This is a genomic window from Corynebacterium senegalense (assembly GCF_900411315.1).
Taxonomy (GTDB): Bacteria; Actinomycetota; Actinomycetes; order Mycobacteriales; family Mycobacteriaceae; genus Corynebacterium; species Corynebacterium senegalense.
The window spans coordinates 680,534-704,471 of sequence record NZ_LS990887.1; the positions used below are offsets into that span (position 1 = coordinate 680,534).

A 23,938-nucleotide genomic window follows, 5' to 3' on the forward strand; every position below is an offset into this window, starting at 1 on the left:
CGCGCCGGGGACGTCACTCCCCATCAAACTCAGACACTGGGTACAACGCCGCGGATCCGAGAATAGTTCCCGCTTAGTTTCCAGTGGCACACATAAGTCGGCGGCGAAACGTCCCTGCCGCGCGGCGGCGGGGATCTACCATGCACCTATGGGTATCTTTGCCGCCGGGCCGCAACGCCGCCGCGGCCCTCGCGTCGGGGGCGACGCGCTCCTCGCCCGCCTCGCCGAGCAAGCGACGCACACCGACCCCTTCACCTTCTCCTATCCGGGCCGCGCCGAGGTGGAGGTGCTTGCCCACTTCTGCTACGAGCCCCTCCCCCACGTCCTCTACACCACCTTCGGCCTGTCCCGCGTCGCCTCGACCGTGCCGGTGGCCGGACTGCAGTACGAGCTCAGCCTGCGCACCCCCGCGACGTCTCCCCTGCCGCTCCAGTGGCCCGCCGACGCCCTCGCCCACATGAGCGCCCACGTCCGCCGCACCGGCCGGGCCATCGAGCCGGGGCACTACATGGAGCTGCCCCGGACGAGAGACGGGGCAGTGGCGGGGTTCAGCTTCGTCGCCGACCCCGTCCTCGGCGACGTGGACACCGCCACCGGCACCGTGCGCTACACCTACGCCGTCGGCCTCACCGCCCGGGACCTGCAGGACGCGCTGGCATGGGACCCGCTCAAGTTCACCGGCGAGCTCGGGGAGGTCTTCCCGCTCGGGCTCACCGACCCGGGCCGTCCGTCCGTGCGCGACAACGCCGCGGCGCGGGCGCGGGTGGAGGCCGGGGTGGCAGCTGAGGGGTCGTCGATAAGCGCTGTCGAAGTGAAGTACCTGGATGTGGCGCCGGGGAGGGTGGACATGGACCCCGCCGGAGCGCGCGCCCTGCTGCGGGCGATGCGCGGGCGGCTCACGTTCGGGCGCGCCTTCGCCCTGGTGAAATCCGGGGGTGGCGCGACGTGGCTGCGCTTCTCCCCTGACAGGCCGACGCAGGCGGGCGAGGGGTTCCTGGATGTCGGGGCGGCGGGGCCGCTCGCCGACGAGATCCTTGCTGTGCTCGACACCGCCCCGGGCACGTACCCCCTGCGCACGGCGCCGCTGGAGATCCGGGTCATCGACACCGAAAGCTGACCCCCTCGCATGCGCGAGTCCCTATACTTCACGGTGGACGAGACACCCGGCGCAGTGAGGGAGGGCACCCATGACCCGCAGCCTTGCGTTCCTGCTGCCCTGCGCAGCCGGCGCGGCCGGACTCTACGCGGCCCGGCGCGCCGGCGACGGCACCCCCGAGTACTACGCGCTCACCCTTGCCGTGGCCGCGGTATACGCCGCCGCGTGGGCAGCGTGGGGCGACCGCTCGGCCCTCTCCGGCAGGGGCGCCGCGGCGCAGCTCGCTGGCGGGGTCGGCGCGGGGCTGGCGCTCGCCGTGGTCTTCTTCGCCGGGGCGCTCGTGGCCAGCCGCATCCCCGCGTTTGCAGAGCCCGTCTCGGTGCTGCTGTCCACCACGCAGCGCGGAGGCCTCGCGCCGACGCTCGCCGTTCTCGTGCTCAACGGCATCGGTGAGGAGCTGGAGTACCGCGACGTCGTCCCGCGCCAGCTCGCTCGGGGCGGCTTCGTCCGGGCGGGGCTGCCCGCTGCAGCGGCGTCCGTGGGCATCTACGTCCTGATGACCGTCGCGATGGGCGTGCCGCTGCTCCTGGTCGGCGCGGCGGCGCTGGGCGCCCTGTGCCAGTGGCTCGCCTGCCGCACCGGGCGTCTCTGGGCCCCCGTCGGCGCGCACCTGGCGTGGAGCACCTCCATGCTCCTCGTGCTTCCCTTGTTCTTCTAACCCTCCGGCCCCGTCAACCGCACTGACCACACGACACACCCAATAGATTGGTAGCCCATGATTGAATTTCGCGGCGTGAGCAAGACCTACCCCGGATCCACCGCGCCTGCCGTGGAGAATTTCACCCACGCCGTCGGGCGGGGGGCGACGACGGTCTTCGTCGGGCCCTCCGGCTGCGGCAAGACCACGCTGCTTCGCATGGTCAACCGCATGGTCGCGCCGGACGGGGGCCAGGTCCTCGTCCGCGGCAGGGACGTGGCCGGGGTCGACCCGGTCGAGCTGCGGCGCAGCATCGGCTACGTCATGCAGCACTCCGGGCTCATGCCGCACCGCACGGTGCTGGACAACGTGGCGGATATCGCGGCGTTGGGTGGGGCGTCGAAAAGCGAGGCGCGCACGCGCGCGGCGGAGATGCTCGAGCTGGTCAACCTCGAGGCGAACCTGCACCGGCGCTACCCGGCGGAGCTGTCGGGCGGGCAGGCGCAACGCGTGGGCGTGGCGCGGGGGCTGGTGACGCGGCCCGACATCCTCATCATGGACGAGCCCTTCGGGGCCGTCGACCCCGTCGTGCGCCGCGGGCTGCAGCGCGAGGTCCTGGCGCTCAAGGAGCGGATGGAGACGACCGTGCTGATGGTCACCCACGACGTCGACGAGGCCTTCCTGCTGGGCGACGACGTGGTCATCCTCGGTCGGGCGGCGCGCATCGAGCAGGAGGGTGCCCCGGCCGACATCGTGGCCCGCCCCGCCAACGCGGCGGTGCGCGAGTTCATCGGCGCCGACGAGCGCGAGCTGAGCGTGGTGCGCCGCGGCGGCGAGGACGTCGTCGTGGACGGCGCCGGCAACATCAAGGGGGTGCTGAAGTGAACTGGACCTGGCTCGCGGCCAACGCCGGCCGCATCGGCTCCCTCGCCCTCGACCACCTGCTGCTCTCCCTGCCCGCGGTCGCCCTCGCGTTCGCCCTCGCCGTGCCGCTCGGCTGGCTCGCCCACGCCTCCGGGCGGGCCCGCGAGGCCATCGTGGCGGCCACCGGCCTCATCTACGTCGTCCCCTCCCTGGCGATGTTCGTGCTGCTGCCGCTGGTGCTGGGCACCTCGGTGCTCTCGCCGGTCAACGTCGTGGTGGCCATGACCATCTACGGCGTCGCGCTGATGGTGCGCTCCGCGGCCGATTCCTTCGACGCCGTGCCCGCCGCCGTGCTGCAGTCCGCCACGGCCGCCGGGTACACGCGGCTCGGCCGGGTGCTGCGCGTCGAGCTGCCGCTGGCGGGCCCCGGTCTGCTCGCGGGGGTGCGCGTGGTGGCCGCGTCGACGGTCAGCCTCGTCTCGGTCGGCGCGCTCATCGGGGTGCAGTCGCTGGGCACCCTGTTCACTGAGGGGTTCCAGCGTTCCTTCCCCACCCAGATCATCGCGGGGCTCGTGGGCACGGTCGCCCTCGCCGTGCTTATCGACGCCCTCCTCGTCGCCCTCGGGCGCCTCACCATGCCCTGGACGCGGAAGGCGGGCCTGCGATGAACCAGCTCTCCCAGGCCCTCGCCTACCTCACCTCGTCCGCGAACTGGGCCGGGCCGGCGGGCTTCGCCGCCCGGCTGGCCCAGCACCTCGGCTACACCGCGCTGGCCGTCACTTTCGCCGCCGTGATCGCGGTGCCGCTGGGGGTGGCGGTGGGCCACACGCGCCGCGGCGCCACCGCCATCATGGCCGCCGCGGGCGCGCTGCGCGCGCTGCCGGTGCTGGGGCTGCTGACCTGGCTGGCCATCGCCCTGCCCAAGGGCGTGACGGTGCCGCTCATCCCGGCGACGCTCGTGCTGGTCCTGCTGGGTGTCGCACCGCTTCTGGCGGGCATCGTCGCCGGCTTCGACTCCGTGGAGCGCGACGTGATCTACTCCGCCCGCGCGGCCGGCTACAGCGAGGCCCAGATTTTGACGCGGGTGGAGCTGCCGCTGGCCGCGCCGGTGATCGTCGGCGGGCTGCGCTCCTGCGTCGTGCAGGTCATCGCCACCGCCACGGTGGTCTCCTACATCGGACTGGGTGGGCTCGGGCGCTACCTCATCGACGGCCTCGCGGTGCAGGACTACCCGCGCATGGTGGCCGGGGCGGTGCTGGTGACCGCGCTGGCGCTCGCCGTGGATCTGGCTCTCGCGGGGGTGCAGCGGATGGTGCGCCCGCCCGGTGTGGCCAAAAGCGGTTAGGCTGGGCGGGCATGAAACACGTCACAACCACCGGCGCACTCGCCCTGGCCACCCTCACCCTGACCGCCTGCGGGTCCTCCGACCCCTTCGCCAAGGAGAGCTCCGCCCCCTCCTCCCAGGCCGCGGCGGGCACCGTGGTCATCGGCACCGCCAACTTCCCGGAGTCCGAGATCATCGGCCAGATTTGGGCGGAGGCGCTGCGCAAGGAGGGCTTCGACGTCACCGTCACCTCCGGCATCGGCTCCCGCGAGGTCTACCTCGGGGCGCTCGAGGAGGGCAACATCAACGTCGTGCCGGAGTACTCCGGCAACCTCACCCAGTTCTACGGAGAGCTGCCCGCAGGGGCGGACGAGAAGGGCGTCGAAAAGGCGCTTGCCGAAGCCCTCCCCGACGGCCTGGAGGTGGGCGCCTTCAGCCCGGCCGAGTCGAAGGACGCCTACCGCGTGACCCGCGAGGTGGCCGAGCAGCACGGGCTGGCGACCATCGCCGACCTGGGCAAGCTGGATAAGATCACCATCGCCGCGCCGCCGGAGTTCGCGGAGCGGCCCTACGGGCCGAAGGGCCTGACCTCGACCTACGGCATCGACGCGGCCAAGGTCTCGGTCAACCCGATCTCGGACGGCGGCGGCCCGCTGACCGTGCAGGCACTGGTGGAGGGCGCGGCGGACGCCGCCAACATCTTCACCACCTCGCCCGCCCTGCTCAGCGACGGCTCCGAGGCCGACCTGGTCACCCTCGAGGACACGGAGAACCTGATCCCGCCGCAGAACGTCCTGCCCGTGGTGAAGGCGGGCGCGCTGCCCGCCGGCGCGCTCGACGTCATCAACGCGGTGGACGCCAAGCTGACCACCGAGGACCTGGTGGCGATGAACCTGCGCAACGTGGGCCCAGAGCGCGCCGAGCCCGCCCAGATTGCCCGAGACTGGGTGGCCGATCACGCCTGAGCGGGTGCTACCCTGAGCTCTCCCGAGCCCGCCCCGCCGCCGACCTGGCGGTGACCCGGATCAGCGTGCCGACGGGCACAAAGGTGCTGGTCACCGCCCGCGCCGCCCGGCGCGCCGGGAAGGGGGACCGTCGTGGCTGAGTAGAGGGCCGTCGTCATCGGGGCCGGCGCGGCGGGGCGCAGCTGGAGCGCTACCTCGATTCGGGGGCTGAGGCGTACTCGTTGGCCGTCGAGAAGTTCCTCTACACCACCTTCAGCTCGCCGCGCCCCTACGTGGGCCGCGACCTGCGCTCGGACTACCTGGAGCTCCTGCGCTGCCTCGCCGTGCCGCTGGACAGGTGCGTGGAGCGGCGCTTCACCGACACGCGCCTGCGGCAGATGCTCCTCTACCCGGCGGCCTTCCTCTCCACGCGCCCCTCGCGCACGCCCTCGCTCTACCACCTGATGAGCCACACCGACCTGACCCAGGGAGTGCGCTACCCGCAGGGCGGGTTCGCGGCGGTGATCGGGGCGCTGCGCGGGCTCGCGGAGGACAACGGTGCCCGGCTGCTGCTCGGCCGCGAGGTCGCCTCCATCACTCTCGCGGGGAGGCTCGCGACGGGCGTTCGGCTTGTCGACGGCACCGAGCTGCCAGCGGAGATCGTCGTCTCCGCCGCAGACCTGCGCTTCACCGAGACCCGGCTGCTGCCGAAGCGGGCGCGCACTTACGACGAGAAGTGGTTCGCCTCGCGCGACCCCGGCCTGGGCACGGTGCTGCTCATGCTGGGCGTCGAGGGCGCGCTGCCGCAGTTGAGCCACCACAACCTGCTGTTCAGCAGCGATTGGACGCCGGACTTCGACGCCTGCTTCGACGTGCCCGTCGCCCGGCGCCCGCTGCAGGCCTCCCGCTCGATCTACGTGTCCAAGCCCTCCGCGACCGACCCGTCGACGGCCCCGGAGGGGGCGGAGAACCTGTTCGTGCTCGTGCCGACACCCGCCGCCGAGGAGATCGGGCACGTCGACCTCTACCGCGGGGTCGCCTCCCCGCGCGTCGACGCGATCGCGGACGCGGCGCTGGAGCAGATCGGGCGCTGGTGCGCCATCGCGGACCTGCGCGAGCGCGTCGTGGTGCGGCGCACACTCGGCCCGGCAGACTTCGCCGAGCGCTACAACGCCTGGTCGGGCGGGTCGATCGGCCCCGCCCACACGCTGAGGCAGTCGGCGTTCCTGCGCGGCTCGAACCGCTCGGCCAAGCTGCGCAACCTGTACTACGCCGGGGCGACGACCGTGCCGGGCGTGGGGGTGCCGATGTGCCTCATCTCCGCTGAGAACGTGGTCAAGCGCCTGCGCGGCGACCGCAGCCCGGGCCCGCTTTCCTGAGGCCGGCCTCTTTCCCCGCGATTCCGGCGCGGGGCCTGGAGCGGCCGTGATTAACTTTCCACAACGAAACTAATCGCGCCCACCAGGAGGATCCATGCGCCCGCTCCTTCGCACCGCCGCCCTCGTCGCGGCTCTGTTGTTAACCCCCGCCACCGCTGCCACCGCCCAGGCTTTGTCGTCGGCCCAGCCCGGCCAGCCGATGCGTCCGGTCGCCGCGCGCGAGGTGCCGACCTTCGACAGCGGGCTGCCCGAGGTCGCACCCTCCGGCCCGGCCGGCACCCTGCTCGCCGAGGTTCCGTTGGACCCCCGCGTGGGACTGGCGGGGGCCGCGCGGCAGCTGCGGGTCGCCTTCACTACCGTTGACCAGCACGGGCAGCCGGCGGTGAGCACGGGCACCGTCTTCCTCCCGCCTGGCGAGGCACCCGCCGGGGGCTGGCCGGTGCTGGCGTGGGCGCACGGCACCGTCGGCCTGGCGGACGAGTGCGCTCCCTCCGTCAACGCCCCCTCTGCCCGCGACGCGGAGTACCTCAACCGGTGGCTATCCCAGGGCTACGCGATTGTCGCGCCCGACTACGCCGGGCTTGGCACCCCGGGTTTCCACAGTTACCTCAACGGCGCGGTCGCCGCGGTCAACGTGGTCGACGCGGTGCGCTCGGCCCGGGAGACGAGCGCGGGCGCGGCCTTGTCGCCGCAGTGGGCTGTGATCGGCCAGTCCCAGGGCGGGGGCGTCGCGCTGCACGTCGCCCACCGCGCGACGGAGCTGAGCGAGCAGGCCGGCCTGGACTACCGCGGCGCGGTGGCGACGGGGGCGCCCGCCTACATCGAGGAGATCGTCATCAACGCCGGGCCGTCGTTTCCGCCGGTGCCGCTCCCCGCGGGCCTGACCACCTACGGCCTGTACATCCTCGCCGCAGTCAGAGAGGCGCACCCCGAGCTCAACATCGACTCCGCGCTCACCGAGGAGGGCCGCTTCATGGTTTCCGAGGCCACCAAGTCGTGTTTCCGAGAGGTCGCCGACGCCTCGACCGGGACGAGCCTTTCCCGCGCCTTCGCCGCGCCGCTTGCCGACGTCCCGGGGTTCGCCCAGGCAACCCGCGCGTTCATGTCCACCCCGACCACCGGTTACGACAAGCCCGTCTTCCTCGGCCACGGCATCCGCGACATCGACGTCCCCTCCCCCATCGGCCTCGCCCTGGGCAGCGAGATGTGGCTGCGCCAGTTCGCTCCCGAGGGCGGAGGGCGCAACGCCAACGTGGTCGTGCGCTGGTATCCCACCGACCACAGCGGGACCGTGAACCTGTCCACCGCCGACTCGGCTCCGTTCCTCCGGGGGCTCTTCGGCGCGGGCCCGGCCTCCTAGCTCGCCGGGCGGGGCTGCGTCACGTTGTAACCGATGACCTGCGGCAGCACGGCGGGCGACTGGCCCAGAAGAGCCCGCAGGTTACCCTCCCGCTCCACGGCGCTGGTAACGGCCTTGACCCTCGCGGCGGTGCGGTCGCGCGACGGCCGCCGCGAGCCGTGTCCCGCTGCGGGACCGCCGAGGGGCACGACCCGCTGGGAGGTCGAGGAGCTCGCGGAGCCCATCCCCGGGCCAGAGGGAGCGAGGGCGCCGCGCCCGGCGCCTCCGCTGGTCCCGCCTACACCGAGGGGCGTCGCGCCGAGAACGCCCGGGGCGCGGCCGACGCCCGGTCGCGCACCCGCTGCGGCGCCACCCGGAACCCCTCCGACGAAGGCGTTTTCCGCGACCGGGGCGGAGCGCGTCCCTCCCGCCGCGTGGCTACTAAGGGGCGCTCCCCCTCCTGCGGGCACCGCTCCCATGACAGGTGAGGCGGCGCCCGAAGTTCCCAAAAGCGCTGCGCCGCCCGGCGCCATCCCCGCGCCAGGGGCGAGACTGGGCGGCATGTGCGGCGCCGTGACAGCAGCCGCCTGCGTGGGGGTCGCACCAGCAGACAGGGCCTCGAGGGTATCGGGGTTAACCGCATCGAATTGGTCGAGCATCTCGGCGGGCGTGGAGGCGTTGGCAAGGTCGTGGAAGCCGCGCTGCGCCAGCGCGTCCGCGACCACCCTCGGCAGCGGTGTCTTGTCGAACTCCGCGACCGTTGGCGCCGAGACCCCGCCCGGGTCGTAGCGGTCCCCCGGCATGTCTGACAACGGTGGCAGGAGCTGGTTGAACAGCGGGTTGGTGGGGACAAGGCCCGTGGTGAGCGAAGCCGCAAACGGCGCGAGGTAGGCCTGCTCGAAAAGAACTTTCTGGTCCGGGGACGGCAGCGCCAGCCACGTGCCGTGAGCCACGGCGGTCGCGACCTGGTTCGCGGCGGCCACGGTGGCGAGGTTCGTGGTGTGCGCCGCCATCGCACCGGCGTGCGCGGCGTAGGTTCCGCCGGCCCACTGGATGCGGTTGATCCTGTCGAGCGCCGCCCGCACCCAACTCGTCGTCGCGGAGGTCCCGAGCGAGACCTTGGCGGCTTCCAGGGCGGTGACGGCCTCGGTGATCGTCGAGGCGGTGGTGGACCACTGCGCGGCGGCTGCCCCCGCTTGAGCCGGGTTCGTGGCGCTGAACATGCTGTTCAGTGCGGGAAGGGAAAACTGCGGGCCCGCGACGGGAGCAGCGTTGGCGAACCGGCCCGTCTTCGCGTTGACCAGTGCCGGGGCCGCCAGCGGGGCCTGCAGAGCCCGGGCCGGAGCGGCGAGGCCCACCGCCTTGGCCAGACCGATGTGCGAGACGACCTTGGAGAAGTCGAAGTCAGCCCGCACTGTGTTGTCCAGGTTCGATTTCAGCAGAGCCGCGGCATCCAGCATGTGCGATGCCAGCGCCTTGGTGGATATAGGCTCGTAATTCCCCGCGATCGTGGCGTGGGTGCGCCCTGCCATGTCCAGGCCCGAGACCGGGGAGAAGGTGGCGAGGGTCGGGGCTCCTCCGACCAGCTTCAGGCCTCTTAGCCCGTCTCCCGCGTGCTTCATTTGCGCGACCGCACGTTGAATCGATGCAACGTCGACAAAAAGACCGATGCTCATTCGGCTCCCCCCAAGATCAAGTACTCCCCCTATGCCCGTTTACGGGTACACACGAGCACGATACCAGCGCCTCTTCTCGGATTCTCGCGGCCGAATCACATTTTGGTGTGCGCAGTGCCGCGATTGCCTATTTGCCCAATGAGTACAGAGCTTCTAACCCGTGGCGAGCCTCAGCACATAAATGCGCAGAATCCTCGTTCACGTCCACCGAGGAGGCCGCGGCTGCAAGAGCGCCTCGCACAGTGTCCACGATTGCATAGCAGTCTCCCCCTCCCTGCCGGGGAATGACAACGTAGATGCCAGGTACAGTGCCTAGGTTCGCATCGGTAACGACCTCAGCTTGCTGCATCGCAACGTCTTTGTTTGCCGCAGTGGAAACGAATCCGACCATCACCCTGTCATCCGCGCTTTCGAAGTAGCACCCAGACCTTTGGGTGACCGCGTCATACCCCAGACTGTGCTTGCCGGAGAACCCCGCTGCCGCGAACTCCTCGTCGCTGATCTCCGCGCACGGATCGAACAGGCCGTCGCCGATCGCGTGGGGGTCGAACTCCCCGAGCGCGAGATCGCCGCTTTCAAAGTGGAAGGCCGCAGGCTCCGCGGCCACGCTTGTCGACGCCCCACCGGCCGCCTCCCCCTCAACGGAGCCGCACCCCGCCAGGCCCGCCGCCCCGACAGGGATGAGCAGGATTATCGCCCGCCAGTTTTTCATGTCCGCACCCCCACAAATTCGGCCTCTCAGCGATTGTCGGTGCTGCGGGGCCCGTGCGCAACAGCTAGCCGCGCCGCCGGGCAGGTGGTACCCCCAGTGGGACTCGAACCCACACTGAATCGATTTTAAGTCGACTGCCTCTGCCGATTGGGCTATGGGGGCGTGCCCGAACATTTTACGTGCGCGGGCAACGCACGTATCAATCGGCTACTCGCTGACGGAGAAGACCTTCTTCTTTTCGGCTGTGGTCCCCTCGCCCGCCACCGAGATCTTCTCCACGTCGAACATGTCGGAGATGAAGTCAGCGACCCATTGCAGGAGTTGGACGTCGCGAAGCGTGGGCTGGTTGATCCCCTTGGCCGCGCGCGGGAAGGGAACCTGGAGGGCCTTCGCGGCGGCTCGGTAGTTCGCCCCCGGGTAGAGGCGCTTGAGGCGGACCTGCTTCGAGTCGGGGAGCTCGACGGGCTGGAACTTGATGCGGGTGCCCTGGACCAGGATGTCGGCCACGCCCGCCCGGCGCGCCTGGTGGCGCAGGCGGGCGACGGCCATGAGGCGGCCGACCTCGGTGGGCATGGGCCCGAAGCGGTCGGTCATCTCGTCGGCGACCTTCGCCAGGTCGGCGTCGTCGCGCGCCTCAGCGAGCTTGCGGTAGACCTCGAGGCGCAGGCGTTCCGAGTTGATGTAGGTGTCGGGGATGTGGGCGTCGACGGGCAGGTCGATCCTGATTTCCTTCGGCCCCTTGTCGGTGGCGTCGACAGTCTCGCCCGTCATGAGGGCCTTGAAGGTCTCTACGGCCTCACCGACGAGTCGGACGTACATGTCGAAGCCGACCCCGGCGATGTGGCCCGACTGCTCCGCACCGAGCACGTTGCCGGCGCCGCGCATCTCCAGGTCCTTCTGCGCCACGGCGATGCCCGAGCCCAGCTCGTTGTTCTGGGCGATCGTGGCCAGCCGGTCGTAGGAAGTCTCGGTGAGCGTCTTGTCCTTCGGGTAGAGGAAGTAGGCGTAGGCGCGGTCGCGGGAGCGGCCGACGCGCCCGCGCAGCTGGTGGAGCTGGGAAAGGCCCATGTTCTGCGCGTTCTCCACAATGAGGGTGTTCGCGTTGGCGATGTCCAGGCCCGTCTCCACGATGGTGGTGCACACGAGGATGTCGTACTCGCGGTTCCAGAACCCCTGCACCGTCTGCTCCAGGACCTGCTCGGACATCTGCCCGTGGGCGACGACCACGCGGGCCTCGGGGACGAGCTCGCGCAGCCGGCGCGCCGTCTTCTCGATGTCGGAGACCCGGTTGTGGATGTAGAACACCTGGCCGTCGCGCAGCAGCTCGCGGCGCACCGCCGCGGTGATCTGCTTGTCCTCCTGCGGGCCCACGTATGTCAGGACGGGGTGGCGGTCCTCGGGCGGGGTGGTGATCGAGGTCATTTCGCGGATGCCGGTCAGAGACATCTCGAGGGTGCGCGGGATCGGGGTGGCGGTCATGGTCAGCACGTCGACGTGGGATTTGAGCGCCTTGATGTGCTCCTTGTGCTCCACGCCGAAGCGCTGCTCCTCATCCACGACGATGAGGCCGAGGTTTTTCCAGTGCACGCCCGTCTGCAGCAGGCGGTGGGTGCCGATGATGACGTCGATGGAGCCGTCGGCAAGCCCGGCGTAGATCTCCTTCGATTTCTTGGCCGTGGTGAAGCGCGACAGCTCGCGCACCGTCACACCGAAGCCGTCCATGCGCTGGCTGAAGGTGGAGAAGTGCTGCTGGGCCAGCAGCGTGGTGGGCACGAGCACCGCCACCTGCTTGCCGTCCTGCACCGCCTTGAACGCGGCGCGCACCGCCACCTCCGTCTTGCCGAAGCCAACGTCGCCCACGATCACGCGGTCCATGGGCACGGGCTTTTCCATGTCGTCCTTGACGGCCTCGATGGCGGCCAGCTGGTCCTCCGTCTCGACGAAGGGGAAGTTGTCCTCCATCTCGCTCTGCCACGGCGTGTCTGGGGCGAAGGCATGGCCGGGGGCGGCCTGGCGCTTGGCGTAGAGCTCGATGAGCTCGCCGGCGATCTCCCGCACCGCCGCGCGCGCCTTGCTCTTCGTCTTCTTCCAGTCGGACCCGCCCATCTTCGACAGCGAGGGCTGCTCACCGCCAGAGTACTTGCTCAGCAGGTCCAGCGATTCCATGGGCACCCAGAGCTGGTCGTTCGGCTGGCCGCGCTTGGCCGGCTGGTACTCCAGCACGATGTACTCGCGGCGCGAGTCCTCGTCGCCCGCCTTCACGGTGCGCTCCGCCATCTTGACGAACCTGCCGATGCCGTGGGTGTCGTGCACCACGAAGTCCCCGGGTTTGAGCGCCAGCGGGTCGACCCGGTTGCGCCGCCGCGGGGCGCGGCGCTTCGCCCCGGCGATGTCGCCGACGCGGTTGCCCGTCACATCCGTTTCCGTGAACACGACCAGCTCGGGCCCCGGGAACACCAGGCCGGCGTGGGACAGCGCCTGGTAGAGGGTCACGGCGCCCTCGACCGGCTGCATCCCCGGCGATGCCAGGCGCGCGGAGATGCCGTGCTCGCGCAGCCGCTCCGCCATGCGCTCCACCGTGCCCTTCGCCGGCGCGATGAAGGCCGCGGAACCGCCGTTTTTCGCCACGTGCAGCTTTAGCGTGGCGTAGAGCTGCTCGATCGCTGTCGGCTCCCCCTTCGGCGCGGGCGCGGCCTCGAACTCGAGCGGCAGCGTCTTCTCGTCGTCGGCGGTGAACATGCCGGGCGGGGCGAACGTCCACCACGCGGCACCCGCCTTGCGGGCCGAGACCTCCAGGGACTCGAAGGAGCGGTAGGAGCTCGCGGAGACGTCCAGCCCCTCGACTGCCACCGGGCCCTCCGCCCCCATCGCGGCGGCCTCCCAGCCGGCCTCCAGGAACTCCCGGTCAGTGGCCTCCAGGTCGGCGATGCGCGACTTCACCTTCTCCGGCGACGTCACTAGCACGATCGACCCCTCCGGCAGCAGCTCCGGCAGCGCCCGGTAAGGCTGGTCTGTCAGCGCCGGGATGAGCGCCTCCATCCCGTCGGCGTGGATGCGCTCGGACACCCGGGTGAGAAGCTGCACCAGGGTCGGGTTCGAGGGGAAGTCGCGCGCGAGCTGGTCGGCCCGGGCGGCGACGGTGTCGTCGATAAGCAACTGGCGGGCGGGGAACAGCTCGACGCGGGCGATGTCGTCGATGGTGCGCTGATCCGCGACGGCGAAGCTGCGGATGTCGGTGACCTCGTCGCCCCAGAACTCGATGCGCACGGGGTTGTCGGCGGTCGTGGGGAAGACGTCGATGATGCCGCCGCGGGTGGCGAACTCCCCGCGCTTGGCCACCATGTCCACGTGCTCGTAGGCGAAGCCCGCGATCCGCTCCGTCAGCGCGGAGAAGTCGTGCTCCTCGTCGCGCCCCACGGCGATCGGCTCCACCGCGGGGAGCGCCGGCTGGCACGCCGCGCGCGCGGCCGCCACGATCACGCGCGGCATCTCCCACAGCACCTTCGCACGCTTGCCGACGACATCCGCCGCCGGCGACAAACGCTCGTGGGGCAGGGTCTCCAGCGCCGGAAACTGCGCGACCTCGCCCTCCCCGAGCAGCGCCTTGAGCTCCGCGGTGAGGTCCTCGGCCTCGTGCCCCGTGGCCGTGACCAGCAGCACCGGCACCTCGCGGGCCAGCGCCGCCGTCGCCCAGCTGCGCACCTGGTCGATCCCGGTGACGTGCAGGTGCTCCTCGCCGACGTTGCTCACCAGCCCCTTGAGCTTCGGGTCCGTCAGCGCGGTGGTGAGCAGCCCGCCGAGGGCGGGGGTGGTGTCGGTCATTCGTCCTCCGTTGTCTGGTTGTCCGTCGTGTTCCCTCGGGCGGGCTCTATCTTCGGCGTCGCCTCCATCCCGCTCAACCCGTTCCACGCCAGGTTGGCGATGTGCGCGGCCACCGCGTACTTGTCCGGCGAGCGCTGGTCCAGCCACCACAGCGCCGTGTTCGAGGCGGTGCCCACCAGCGCCTGCGCGTAGAGCGGGGCGATCGAGGGGTCCAGCCCGCGGTGCTTGAAGGCCACCCCGAGGAAGGAGGACACCTGCGCGATCGAGCGGTTCAGCAGCGTGGAGAAGGTCCGCTCCTCCCCCGGCACCTGGCCGTGGACGAGGATGATGAAGCCGTCGGTGTTCTCCTCCACAAACGTCAGCAGCGCGAGAATGCTTCCCTCGATGCGCTCGCGCCACCGGCCGTGGGAGATCGCCTCGAGGATCATCACCTCCAGCTCCGCCGTGTCCTCCTCGATGATGGCCTTGTACAGCCCGTCCTTGCCCCCGAAGTGCTCGTAGATCACCGGCTTGGACACCCCGGCCCGCGCCGCGATCTCCTCCACCGACACGCCGTCGAGGCCGCGTTCCGCGAAGGCGGAGCGGCCGATGGAGATCAGTTGCGCGCGGCGCTGCGCGCGTGTCATTCGCTGACGTGCCATGCCCACCACTCTACGGACGAGCCGGACATCCCCCATGATTAGGGTTTTCCGCCCCGTCGGCTAGAATGAGCAACTGCCTTTCCCCATGGTGTAATTGGCAACACTACGGTTTTTGGTACCGTCATTCTAGGTTCGAGTCCTGGTGGGGAAGCTTTTTGCTGCGCGGGTATGGTCGGGCCACCTTCCCCGCTTTTTAGCCGAGACTTACCCGGCGGGTGTCCGGGCGCGACCCTACGATTATCCCGTATGAGCGAAAACACGCCGCAGCACGAGCCACAGCACCAGGAGGCCAACGCGCGCCGCTTCATCTGGGCGAACGGGCTGCAGGGCATCGGCGACCAGATCGTCGCCGCCAAGACGGTTCTGCCCTGGCTGTTCACCGTCGCGGGCGTGCCCGCCGCCTTCACGGCCATGCTCGTGCCGATCCGCGAATCGGGCTCCATGCTGCCCCAGGCCGCGCTGAGCCCCTGGATCAGCTCGAAGGAGCAGCGCAAGCGGATCTGGCTCTTCGGCTCCCTCGGCCAGGCCGCAGCCGCGGCGGGCATCGCGGTGGCCGCCATGTTCCTCCACGGCGTCGCGCTGGGCCTCACGGTCATCGCGTTACTCGCCGTGCTCTCGGTGTTCCGCGCGATCTGCTCGATCACCGGCAAGGACGTGCAGGGGCGCACCATCGAGAAGGGCCGCCGCGGCCTCATCACCGGCCGGGCGACGGCCCTGTCCGGCGCGTTCACCCTGGCCATCGGCCTGGGGCTGACGTTGCTGCCCAACGAGCTCCCCAGGTGGATGATCGTGGCCCTGCTCGGCGGCGGTGCCGCGACCTGGGTGCTGGCCACCCTCGTCTTCGCGCGCATCCAGGAGCCCCCGGGCGGGCACACCGTGGAGGAGAAGGAAAAGGGCTGGGTCCGAGCCACGGTGGACCTGCTTCGCGACGACAAGCCCCTGCGCCGCTTCCTCCTCGTGCGCTCCCTCATGCTGGTCACGGCCCTGTCCACCCCCTTCATCGTCGTCCTGGCCCAGAAAGAGGGCCAGGACCTCACGGGTCTGGGCGCGTTTGTCATCGCCTCGGGCGGCGCCGCGCTGCTGGGCGGGCGCGTCTCCGGGATCTGGTCGGACAAGTCCTCCAAGAACGCCATGGCCGTCAGCGCCGCCGCCGCGTCCGTGGTGCTGGTGGCCTTGGTGGCGAGCGCCCAGTGGGCGTCGTCAAGCGTGAATGCGTGGGTGATGCCTGCGGGCTTCTTCCTGGTCAACCTCGCGCACACGACGGTGCGCGTGGCGCGCAAGACCTACCTCGTCGACATGGCCGACGGGGCGCGGCGCACCATGATCACGGGTGCGTCGAACACCGTCATGGGGATCGTCCTGCTGGTCATGGGCAGCGTCACCTCTGCACTGTCGGCCTTCGGGCCCGAAGTGACCCTCCTCTTCCTCGCCGCGATGGGCTTTGTCGGGGTGTTCGGCGCGTCAGACCTCGAGGACGTCTCCCAACGCGCCGGGTAGGCGTTAAGCTGTCTCAGGATCACGCTGTGCCGCCCTCACGAGAAGGAGAAACCCCGAGTGCCCAACCACTCCGAATGCGCCGTCGTCGTCCTCGCCGCCGGGGCGGGAACCCGAATGAAATCGGACAAGCAGAAGACGCTGCACGAGATCGGGGGGCGCAGTCTGCTCTCGCACTCGCTGCACGCCGCCGCCTCCGTCTCCCCCGCCCACCTCGTGGCCGTGGTCGGCCACCAGCGCGAGCAGGTCGCCCCCGCGGTTGAGGCGATCGCCGAGCAGATGGGCACCGAGATCCTCCAGGCGGTGCAGGAGGAGCAGAACGGCACCGGCCACGCCGTCCAGGTCGGCCTCGAGGTCCTGCCGGAGTTCACCGGCACCGTCGTGGTGACCAACGGCGACGTGCCGCTGCTGCGCGGCGAGACGATCCAGGCGCTCATCGACGCCCACGAGGCCGCCTCGGCGGCAGTGACCGTGCTCTCTCTCGAGTTCGACGACCCGACCGGCTACGGGCGCATCATCCGCGACGACGCCGGGGCCGTCCAGGAGATCGTGGAGGAAAAGGACGCCGACGCCGACCAGAAGCGCGTCACCGAGGTCAACTCGGGCGTCTTTGCCTTCGACGGCGCCGTGCTGCGCGAGGCGCTCACGCGCATCGACACCAACAACGCCCAGGGCGAGCTCTACATCACCGACGTGCTCGGCATCGCGCGCGCCGACGGCCGCACCGTCGCCGCCTTCACCGCCCCGGACGCCCGCGAGCTCGCCGGGGTCAACGACCGCGTCCAGCTCGCCGCCGCCGGCCGCGAGCTCAACCGCCGCACCGTGGAGGCCGCCATGCGCGCCGGCGCCACGGTCATCGACCCCGCCACCACCTGGATCGGCGTGGAGGTCGAGATCGGCCGCGACGTGGTCATCCACCCGAACACGCAGCTGTGGGGCTCGACCGCCGTCGGCGACCGCGCCGAGATCGGCCCCGACACCACACTGACCGACATGGAGGTCGGCGAGGAGGCGAAGGTCGTGCGCACGCAGGGCGAGCTCGGCGTGATCGGCGCGCGCGCCTCGGTCGGCCCGTTCACCTACATCCGCCCGGGCACCGAGCTGGGCGAGGACGGCAAGCTGGGCGGCTTCGTGGAGTCGAAGAACGCGAAAATCGGCCCCGGCTCGAAGGTCCCCCACCTGACCTACATCGGCGACGCCACCGTGGGCCGGGAGTCCAACATCGGCGCCTCAAGCGTCTTCGCCAACTACGACGGCGTTTCCAAGCACCACACCACCATCGGCGACTACTGCCGCACCGGCTCGGACACCATGTTCGTCGCCCCGGTGCACATCGGTGATGGCGCGTACACGGGCGCGGGTACAGTAGTGACCGAAGATGTGCCCGCGGGAGCGCTCGCCATCAAGGAGGGTCGCCAGCGCAACATCGAGGGCTGGGTGGAGAAGAACCGTCCTGGCACTGACGCGGCCGAGGCCGCGAAGAAAGCACGCGAGAAGTAAGGATAACCATGACCGGATATTCCACCGAGAGCCACAAGAACCTCAAGCTCTTCACCGGGCGCGCCCACCCCGCGCTGGCGGAGGAGGTTGCCAAGGAGCTCGGTATCGAGCTTGTGCCGACCACGGCGCGAGACTTCGCCAACGGCGAGATCTTCATCCGCTTCGAGGAATCCGTCCGCGGCTCCGACTGCTTCGTCATGCAGTCGCACGCCCAGCCGCTGAACAAGTGGCTGATGGAGCAGCTCATCATGATCGACGCCCTGAAGCGCGGCTCCGCCAAGCGCATCACGGCGATCCTGCCCTTCTACCCCTACGCCCGCCAGGACAAGAAGCACCGCGGCCGCGAGCCGATCTCCGCCCGCCTGGTCGCCGACCTGCTCTCCGCCGCGGGCGCGGACCGCATCGTCTCCGTCGACCTGCACACGGACCAGATCCAGGGCTTCTTCGACGGCCCCGTCGACCACATGCACGCCATGCCGATCCTGACGGACTACATCAAGACGAAGTACTCCCTGGACAACCTGTGCGTGGTCTCCCCCGACGCCGGCCGCGTCAAGTCCGCCGAGAAGTGGGCCAACACGCTTGGCGACGCCCCCATGGCCTTCGTCCACAAGACCCGCGACATCGACGCCGCCAACAAGGTCGTCTCCAACCGCGTCGTCGGCGACGTGCTGGGCAAGGACTGCATCCTCATGGACGACATGATCGACACCGGCGGCACCATCGCCGGCGCCGTCGGCGTGCTCAAGGACGCCGGCGCGAAGTCCGTGCTCATCGCCACCACCCACGGCGTCTTCTCCGGCCCGGCCCGCCAGCGCCTGAGCCAGTGCGGCGCCGAGGAGGTCATCACCACCGACACCCTGCCGCAGGACACCGAGGGCTGGGACAACCTGACCGTCCTGTCCATCGCCCCGCTGCTGGCCAAGACGATCCACGAGATCTTCGAGAACGGCTCCGTGACCACCCTCTTCGAGGGCCAGGCCTAGAAAACCGCTTCTCGACGCCCCCTCGGCCCGCCACCACGGCGCGGCGAGGGGGCGTTGACGATGGAAAGTTCCCCATGCCCGACCCCACCCCCTCCCCCGCCTCCGACGGGGGCCTACAGCGCCGCGTCAAGGACCGCCAGCCGCAGATGATCGCCTTCGGCTCCGCCATCGGAACCGGGCTCTTCCTCCGCTCCGCCTCCTCGATCTCCTACGCCGGGCCCGCCGTCCTGCTCGCGTACGCGGGCGTCGGCTTCGTGATCTATTTCCTCATGCGCATGCTGGGCGAGATGGCGGTCGAGCACCCCGTGTCGGGGACCTTCGCCTCCTACGCCCGAAAGTACCTCGGGCACCGAGCGGGCTTCATCAAGGGCTGGAACTGGTGGTTCACCACCCTGGTCGTCGGCATGCTGGAGCTGACCGCGATGGGCACGTTCCTCGACTTCTGGCACCCCTCCGTGCCCCACTGGGTGACGGCCCAGGTCACGCTCGTGGCGGTGCTCGGGTTGAATCTGCTGCACGTCGGGGTCGCCGCCGAGGCCGAGTACTGGCTTTCCCTGGTCAAGGTGTCCGCGCTGGTGGTGATGATCGTCGGCGGCCTCGCCCTGGTGCTCGGCCTGACACCCGAGCCCGCGGTGGGGTTCGGCAACCTGTGGTCCCACGGCGGTTTCGCCCCGAACGGGGTGAGCGGGATCCTCTTCTCCCTCGTGGCGGTGACCTTCACCTTCGGCGGCATCATGTCGCTCGGCACCGCGGCCGGTGAGACGTCGGAGCCGGAAAAGGCTATCCCGAAGGCGATCAACTCGGTGGTGTGGCGAATCCTGGTGTTCTACACCGGCGGCATCGGGGTGATCGTGCTGCTCTCCCCGTGGGACCAGCTGGACCAGAGCGCCAGCCCCTTCGTCCGCGTGCTCGCCACCGTGGGCGTCGAGGGTGCCGCGACCGCACTCAACGTGATCATCATGGTCGTCGTCGCCTCCGTGCTCAACTACTTCTTCGAGGGCCGGATCTTCGCCGTCCTGCTGGGCATCATCTCCGGCGCGGAGCTGATCACCTGGGGCAGCATCGCCCTGTCGCACCTGAAGTTTCGTCAGCGTTTCGACGCCTCTGGCACGCTGACCCGGTTCCGCGCCCCGTTCTACCCCTACGCCAACTGGATCTGCCCGGCGATTTTCGCCCTCGTCATCGTCCTCATGGGTATCCTCCCGGAGTATTGCACCGGCCTTGCTGCCCTGGTGGGGTGGGTGGTCGTCCTCGGCCTGGTGTGGCAGGCCGCCTCAACCGCAAAGGAGTAACCGTTGATCCGCAAAGACCTCTCCCAGCTTCCCGCCTACGTGCCCGGCGCGCGCAACGACGCCGCAGTGAAGCTCTCCTCCAACGAAAGCGCGGAGGCGCCTCTGCCCTCGGTCCGCTCGGCCATGGCGAAGGCCCTGGACAGCGTCAACCGCTACCCCGACATGGGCGCGGTGGAGCTTCGCGAGGCACTCGCGGCGCACCTCGGGCTGACCGTCGACCAGGTGGCGGTGGGAACGGGTTCCTCCGCCCTGTGCCAGCAGCTGGTCACCCTCGCTGCCCAACCCGGCGACGAGGTGGTCTTCCCCTGGCGCTCCTTTGAGGCCTACCCCATCTTTGTGCAGATCGCGGGGGCCACCCCGGTCGCGGTCCCCCTCACCGCAGACCACCGCGTCGACCTGCCCGGGCTCGCCGCCGCGGTGACCGAGCGGACGAGGCTGGTCTTCGTCTGCAACCCCAACAACCCCACCGCGACGACGATCACCGGCGAGGAGTGGGCCGACTTCATGGAGCGGGTTCCGGGCGACGTCATCGTGGCTCTCGACGAGGCGTACTTCGAGTACAACCTCTCGGGCACCTCGCCGATCGCCACCGAGGAGGTCCTCGCCTACCCGAATGTCGTCGGACTGCGCACCTTCTCCAAGGCCTACGGCCTGGCGGGCGCGCGCGTCGGTTACGCCTTCGGTCCCGCGCCCCTCATCGAGGCGCTGAACAAGGTGGCCGTGCCGTTCGGGGTGAGCGCGGTGGCGCAGGTGGGAGCGATCGCCTCCCTCGGGCTGGACGAGGAGCTGCGCACGCGCGTCGCCGAGACAGCCCGGCAGCGCGAGCGCCTCGGCGAGGCGCTGCGCGACTACGGCTCGCCGGCCTCGCAGACCAACTTCGTCTGGATCCCGGCGGGCTCCCTCGGGGCGGACCCGCACGAGGTGGCGGCGCGCCTCGCCGCCGAGAACGTCCTCGTCCGCGCCTTCCCCGAGGGGATCCGGGTCACCGTCACCAACGCCGCGGAGACGGACGCCTTCCTCGCGGCGTGGGACAGCGCCCGGAGCCGGCTTACTTAACCCGCTGGTACGGGTCGCGGGTGCCGACGTGCTGCACCTCGGTGTACTCGAACATCCCCTCGCGAGAGCCCTCGCGGCCCAGGCCGGAGGCCTTGACGCCGCCGAAGGGGATCGAGGCGTCGGAGACCACGCCCGAGTTGAAGCCGACGATGCCGAACTCCAGGTTGTCGGAGGCGCGGAACATCATGTCCGGGTCCTCGGAGAAGACGTAGGAGGCCAGGCCGTACTCGGTGTCGTTGGCCATCTCCCAGGCCTCCTCCTCCGTGGCGAAGGTGAAGATCGGGGCGATCGGGCCGAAGATCTCCTCGCGGAAGACCTTCGCGTCGGTCGACGCGCCGGAGATGACGGTCGGCTCGAAGAAGAAGCCCGGGCCGTCGACGCGCTTGCCGCCGGTGAGCACCTCGCCGCCGTGCTCGACGGCGTCCTTGACCAGCTCCTCCATGTGGTCGACGGCCTTGGGCTCGACGAGCGGGCCCACCTCGACGCCGTCGTCCATGCCGTTGCCCACCTTGAGGGCCGAAATGGCGTCGACAAGCTTGCGGGTGAACTCCTCGGCGACCGACTCGTGCACGAGGATGCGGTTGGCGGCCGTGCAGGCCTCGCCGACGTTGCGCATCTTCGCGGCCTTGACGCCCTCGACCGCGCCGTCGATGTCCGCATCGGCGAACACGATGGCGGGGGCGTTGCCGCCCAGCTCGAGGGAGACCTTGAGCACGTTCTGCGCCGCGAGCTCCATCAGCGAGGAGCCGACGGGGGTGGAGCCGGTGAAGGACATCTTGCGCAGGCGCGGGTCCGCCATGATCGGCTCGGAGACGTCGGCAGCGGAGCGCGAGGAGACGATGTTGATCACGCCGGCGGGCACGCCGGCCTCGATCATCGTCTGCACGAAGTACTGCATGGTCAGCGGCGTCAGCTTCGCCGGCTTGATAATCACGGTGTTGCCCGCGGCCAGTGCCGGGGCGATCTTGCGCGTCGCCATGGACAGCGGGAAGTTCCACGGGGTGATCAGAAGGCACGGGCCGATGGGCTTGTGCACCGTCACCATCCGGTTGCCCTTCGCCGGGTACTGGTTGGTGTGGCCGAAGAAGTGGTTCGCCTCCTCGGAGAACCACAGCAGGTAATCGGCGCCGTAGTCGACCTCGCCGCGCGCCTCGGTGAGCGACTTGCCCATCTCGAGGGTCATGATGGTGGCGAACTCCTCCTTGCGCTCCTTGAGCAGGTCGTAGCCCTTGCGCAGGATTTCGGCGCGGGTCCGCGGCGCGGTGCGCTCCCACTCCTTGCGCGCGCGGTGGGCGGCGTCGAGAGCGGCGACCGAGTCCTCCCGGGTACCCGAGGACATCGTCGCCAGGACCTCCTCCGTGGCGGGGTTGAGGACGTCGTAGGTCTCTCCCCCGGCGCCCTCGCGCCACTCGCCGTCGATGTAGAGGCGGGTTTCCACCTTCGACAGAAGTTCTTTGACGTTCAGCATGTAATCTCGCTCCTTCTCAGTGCCCGGTGTTGAAGTCGTTCGGGCCATACTCCGGTCTACCAGTTTCGCGCCTGCCCGGGACCCGGGAGGAAATTTTTCCGGCAAAAGCTCGCCGTCCCGCGCGGATGGAATAAGATTCCCAGAGACCAATACGCGTGCTCCACATCACACCCTGGCCCGCCGGGGCGCCGGAGCGTCCGCCACCCGACCACCGAGGGAAAACGAGGCAACGACGTGCACCCGACGACAACCACCCGCGAACGCAGGAAGGTCGTAGCGGCGACCACCATCGGCACCGCCATCGAGTGGTACGACTACTTCCTCTACGCCGCCACTGCCGCGCTCGTGTTCAACCAGCTCATGTTCGCCGGGCTCGGCTCGGCCACCGCCACCATCGTCAGCTTCCTCACCGTGGGGCTATCCTTCCTCTTCCGCCCCCTCGGCGCCTTCCTGGCCGGGCACTTCGCCGACCGCCTCGGCCGGCGCGCCGTCCTTATGGTCACGCTGGTGACGATGGGCGCTGCCACCACCCTCATCGGGCTCCTCCCCACCTACGCCTCCATCGGCGTGTGGTCCCCGATCCTGCTCATCGCGCTGCGCATCGTCCAGGGCGTCTCCGCCGGCGGGGAGTGGGGCTCGGCGGTGCTGCTCAGCGTCGAGCACGCCCCCGCGGCCAAGCGCGGGCTCTTCGGGGCCGGGCCCCAGGTCGGTGTTCCCGCCGGCCTCCTCCTGTCCTCCGGGGCCCTGGCGCTCATGGACACCATCGCCCCCGGCGACGCCTTCCTCCAGTGGGGCTGGCGCGTTCCCTTCCTGTTCTCCGCCGTCCTCGTCGTCATCGGCGTCCTCATCCGCCTCGGCGTCGAGGAATCCCCCGTGTACGCGGAGATGGCCGAGGTGGCCAGCGGCGAGGTGACGAACCCCATCGGCACCCTGTTCCGCAACTACACCCCGCTCGTGCTCGCCGGGGCGCTGCTCTTCGCCGCCAACGGCACGGTGGGCTACATGACGACCGGCGGGTACATCCAGAACTACGCCACCAAGGGACTGGGGATGGCCCGCGGAGACATCCTGCTCGCCGTCACGGTCTCCGGGTTCACCTGGATGCTCTCCACCGCCTTCGCCGGCTACATCTCCGACTACCTGGGCCGCCGCACCACCTTCATCCTCGGCTTCGCGGTCCAGGCCATCGGCGCGCTGCTCCTGTTCCCGCTGGTCAACTCGGCGGAGCTGGGCAAGGTGTACGCAGCCCTGATCTTCCTCACCGTCGGGCTCGGCCTGACCTACGGGCAGACGGGCACCACCTTCGCGGAGTTCTTCCCGGCCTCCGTGCGCGCCTCCGGGGCCTCCATCACCTACGCCATCGGCAGCATCCTCGGCGGTGCCTTCGCCCCCACCATCGCCGCCGCGCTCTACGCCCGCACGGGCACGACGTGGGCGATTACCGCCTACCTCGTCACCGCCTCGCTCGTGGGCCTGGCGGTCGCGCTGTGCCTGCGCGAGCGCAAGGGCATTCCCCTCGGCCACGAGCACGAGGAGCTGCAGCGCTCGGGCCACTTCGCGTGGGAGGGGCGTCGCTAAGCGTTTGTGCCCCCTCGGGCGGCGGTGCTAGAGTTGTCCCGTCTCGGCGAGGGCCCCACGGCCGTTATCG

19 protein-coding genes and 1 tRNA gene are annotated in these 23,938 nt (G+C 70.1%); 14 read left to right on the forward strand and 6 right to left on the reverse strand.

The genetic code is table 11. From position 1 onward, the window contains the following. The first annotated feature begins 148 nt into the window (after positions 1 to 148). The 8 genes from DYZ02_RS03310 (at position 149) to DYZ02_RS03345 (ending at position 7,664) form a co-directional block, all read left to right on the forward strand. The gene (locus DYZ02_RS03310; protein WP_115684970.1) at positions 149 to 1,117 is read left to right on the forward strand and encodes a suppressor of fused domain protein; all 969 of its coding nucleotides are present in this window, start codon (positions 149 to 151) and stop codon (positions 1,115 to 1,117) included. A 70-nt stretch (positions 1,118 to 1,187) separates the two neighbouring features. Then, positions 1,188 to 1,814, forward strand: coding sequence for a CPBP family intramembrane glutamic endopeptidase (locus DYZ02_RS03315; RefSeq protein ID WP_115684971.1), 627 nt, complete (start codon positions 1,188 to 1,190; stop codon positions 1,812 to 1,814). Positions 1,815 to 1,871: 57 nt separating this feature from the next. Continuing rightward, the gene (locus DYZ02_RS03320; protein WP_115684972.1) at positions 1,872 to 2,678 is read left to right on the forward strand and encodes an ATP-binding cassette domain-containing protein; all 807 of its coding nucleotides are present in this window, start codon (positions 1,872 to 1,874) and stop codon (positions 2,676 to 2,678) included. Beyond that, positions 2,675 to 3,325 (forward strand): ABC transporter permease, encoded by a 651-nt coding sequence (locus DYZ02_RS03325; RefSeq protein ID WP_115684973.1) that lies wholly within the window; start codon positions 2,675 to 2,677, stop codon positions 3,323 to 3,325. The genes DYZ02_RS03320 and DYZ02_RS03325 overlap by 4 nt, the downstream gene beginning before the upstream one ends. Then, on the forward strand, positions 3,322 to 4,002 hold the full coding sequence (locus tag DYZ02_RS03330) for an ABC transporter permease (protein ID WP_115684974.1): 681 nt from the start codon (positions 3,322 to 3,324) through the stop codon (positions 4,000 to 4,002). Before DYZ02_RS03325 ends, DYZ02_RS03330 begins: the two co-directional genes overlap by 4 nt. Positions 4,003 to 4,013: 11 nt before the next feature. Beyond that, the gene (locus DYZ02_RS03335; protein ID WP_115684975.1) at positions 4,014 to 4,946 is read left to right on the forward strand and encodes an ABC transporter substrate-binding protein; all 933 of its coding nucleotides are present in this window, start codon (positions 4,014 to 4,016) and stop codon (positions 4,944 to 4,946) included. Positions 4,947 to 5,128: 182 nt separating this feature from the next. Continuing rightward, positions 5,129 to 6,304 carry a phytoene desaturase family protein gene (gene crtI / locus DYZ02_RS03340; protein WP_115684976.1) on the forward strand — a complete coding sequence of 392 codons (1,176 nt, stop codon included), beginning with the start codon at positions 5,129 to 5,131 and terminating at the stop codon, positions 6,302 to 6,304. Between the two features lie 94 nt (positions 6,305 to 6,398). Beyond that, entirely contained in the window at positions 6,399 to 7,664 is a 1,266-nt protein-coding gene (locus tag DYZ02_RS03345; protein ID WP_115684977.1) for a lipase family protein, read from the forward strand. Here DYZ02_RS03345 and DYZ02_RS03350 read toward each other — a convergent pair. From DYZ02_RS03350 to DYZ02_RS03370, 5 genes are all read right to left on the reverse strand, one after another. Next, positions 7,661 to 9,265 carry a hypothetical protein gene (locus tag DYZ02_RS03350; RefSeq protein WP_147291472.1) on the reverse strand — a complete coding sequence of 535 codons (1,605 nt, stop codon included), beginning with the start codon at positions 9,263 to 9,265 and terminating at the stop codon, positions 7,661 to 7,663. The two genes, DYZ02_RS03345 and DYZ02_RS03350, sit on opposite strands and share 4 nt — an antisense overlap. A gap of 181 nt (positions 9,266 to 9,446) precedes the next feature. Further along, positions 9,447 to 10,031 carry a DUF3558 family protein gene (locus tag DYZ02_RS03355; protein WP_115684979.1) on the reverse strand — a complete coding sequence of 195 codons (585 nt, stop codon included), beginning with the start codon at positions 10,029 to 10,031 and terminating at the stop codon, positions 9,447 to 9,449. 85 nt (positions 10,032 to 10,116) lie between these two features. Then, positions 10,117 to 10,193: transfer RNA gene (locus DYZ02_RS03360), tRNA-Leu, on the reverse strand. Positions 10,194 to 10,238: 45 nt separating this feature from the next. Then, complete coding sequence (mfd, locus tag DYZ02_RS03365) at positions 10,239 to 13,853, reverse strand: transcription-repair coupling factor (RefSeq protein ID WP_115684980.1); 3,615 nt, start codon at positions 13,851 to 13,853, stop codon at positions 10,239 to 10,241. After that, positions 13,850 to 14,494 carry a TetR/AcrR family transcriptional regulator gene (locus tag DYZ02_RS03370; RefSeq protein WP_115684981.1) on the reverse strand — a complete coding sequence of 215 codons (645 nt, stop codon included), beginning with the start codon at positions 14,492 to 14,494 and terminating at the stop codon, positions 13,850 to 13,852. Before DYZ02_RS03370 ends, mfd begins: the two co-directional genes overlap by 4 nt. 246 nt (positions 14,495 to 14,740) lie before the next feature. On the opposite strand from DYZ02_RS03370, the gene DYZ02_RS03380 reads away from it, so the two are divergent. From DYZ02_RS03380 to DYZ02_RS03400, 5 genes are all read left to right on the forward strand, one after another. Continuing rightward, the gene (locus tag DYZ02_RS03380) at positions 14,741 to 15,991 is read left to right on the forward strand and encodes an MFS transporter (RefSeq protein ID WP_115684982.1); all 1,251 of its coding nucleotides are present in this window, start codon (positions 14,741 to 14,743) and stop codon (positions 15,989 to 15,991) included. Between the two features lie 57 nt (positions 15,992 to 16,048). Continuing rightward, complete coding sequence (gene glmU / locus DYZ02_RS03385) at positions 16,049 to 17,488, forward strand: bifunctional UDP-N-acetylglucosamine diphosphorylase/glucosamine-1-phosphate N-acetyltransferase GlmU (protein ID WP_115684983.1); 1,440 nt, start codon at positions 16,049 to 16,051, stop codon at positions 17,486 to 17,488. A gap of 8 nt (positions 17,489 to 17,496) precedes the next feature. Further along, a complete protein-coding gene (locus DYZ02_RS03390; RefSeq protein WP_115684984.1) occupies positions 17,497 to 18,474 on the forward strand; it encodes a ribose-phosphate diphosphokinase in 978 nt (325 codons plus the stop codon). 74 nt (positions 18,475 to 18,548) lie between these two features. Next, on the forward strand, positions 18,549 to 19,766 hold the full coding sequence (locus DYZ02_RS03395) for an amino acid permease (RefSeq protein WP_115684985.1): 1,218 nt from the start codon (positions 18,549 to 18,551) through the stop codon (positions 19,764 to 19,766). A 3-nt stretch (positions 19,767 to 19,769) separates the two neighbouring features. Beyond that, positions 19,770 to 20,822 (forward strand): histidinol-phosphate transaminase, encoded by a 1,053-nt coding sequence (locus tag DYZ02_RS03400; protein WP_115684986.1) that lies wholly within the window; start codon positions 19,770 to 19,772, stop codon positions 20,820 to 20,822. Here the strand turns inward: DYZ02_RS03400 and DYZ02_RS03405 are convergent. Then, positions 20,815 to 22,290, reverse strand: a complete 1,476-nt coding sequence (locus DYZ02_RS03405; protein ID WP_115684987.1) for an NAD-dependent succinate-semialdehyde dehydrogenase — start codon at positions 22,288 to 22,290, stop codon at positions 20,815 to 20,817. The genes DYZ02_RS03400 and DYZ02_RS03405 overlap by 8 nt on opposite strands. A 234-nt stretch (positions 22,291 to 22,524) precedes the next feature. On the opposite strand from DYZ02_RS03405, the gene DYZ02_RS03410 reads away from it, so the two are divergent. Continuing rightward, a complete protein-coding gene (locus DYZ02_RS03410; protein WP_115684988.1) occupies positions 22,525 to 23,868 on the forward strand; it encodes an MFS transporter in 1,344 nt (447 codons plus the stop codon). Positions 23,869 to 23,938 lie beyond the last annotated feature (70 nt).

Bases quoted from the DNA above. Each gene is read 5' to 3' on its own strand.
- DYZ02_RS03405 (WP_115684987.1), bottom strand. From the start codon at position 22,290: ATGCTGAACGTCAAAGAACTTCTGTCGAAGGTGGAAACCCGCCTCTAC.
- DYZ02_RS03345 (WP_115684977.1), top strand. From the start codon at position 6,399: ATGCGCCCGCTCCTTCGCACCGCCGCCCTCGTCGCGGCTCTGTTGTTA.
- DYZ02_RS03380 (WP_115684982.1), top strand. From the start codon at position 14,741: ATGAGCGAAAACACGCCGCAGCACGAGCCACAGCACCAGGAGGCCAAC.
- DYZ02_RS03330 (WP_115684974.1), top strand. From the start codon at position 3,322: ATGAACCAGCTCTCCCAGGCCCTCGCCTACCTCACCTCGTCCGCGAAC.
- DYZ02_RS03390 (WP_115684984.1), top strand. From the start codon at position 17,497: ATGACCGGATATTCCACCGAGAGCCACAAGAACCTCAAGCTCTTCACC.
- DYZ02_RS03370 (WP_115684981.1), bottom strand. From the start codon at position 14,494: ATGGCACGTCAGCGAATGACACGCGCGCAGCGCCGCGCGCAACTGATC.
- DYZ02_RS03320 (WP_115684972.1), top strand. From the start codon at position 1,872: ATGATTGAATTTCGCGGCGTGAGCAAGACCTACCCCGGATCCACCGCG.
- DYZ02_RS03355 (WP_115684979.1), bottom strand. From the start codon at position 10,031: ATGAAAAACTGGCGGGCGATAATCCTGCTCATCCCTGTCGGGGCGGCG.
- DYZ02_RS03335 (WP_115684975.1), top strand. From the start codon at position 4,014: ATGAAACACGTCACAACCACCGGCGCACTCGCCCTGGCCACCCTCACC.
- DYZ02_RS03310 (WP_115684970.1), top strand. From the start codon at position 149: ATGGGTATCTTTGCCGCCGGGCCGCAACGCCGCCGCGGCCCTCGCGTC.
- mfd (WP_115684980.1), bottom strand. From the start codon at position 13,853: ATGACCGACACCACCCCCGCCCTCGGCGGGCTGCTCACCACCGCGCTG.
- DYZ02_RS03315 (WP_115684971.1), top strand. From the start codon at position 1,188: ATGACCCGCAGCCTTGCGTTCCTGCTGCCCTGCGCAGCCGGCGCGGCC.
- DYZ02_RS03395 (WP_115684985.1), top strand. From the start codon at position 18,549: ATGCCCGACCCCACCCCCTCCCCCGCCTCCGACGGGGGCCTACAGCGC.
- DYZ02_RS03350 (WP_147291472.1), bottom strand. From the start codon at position 9,265: ATGAAGCACGCGGGAGACGGGCTAAGAGGCCTGAAGCTGGTCGGAGGA.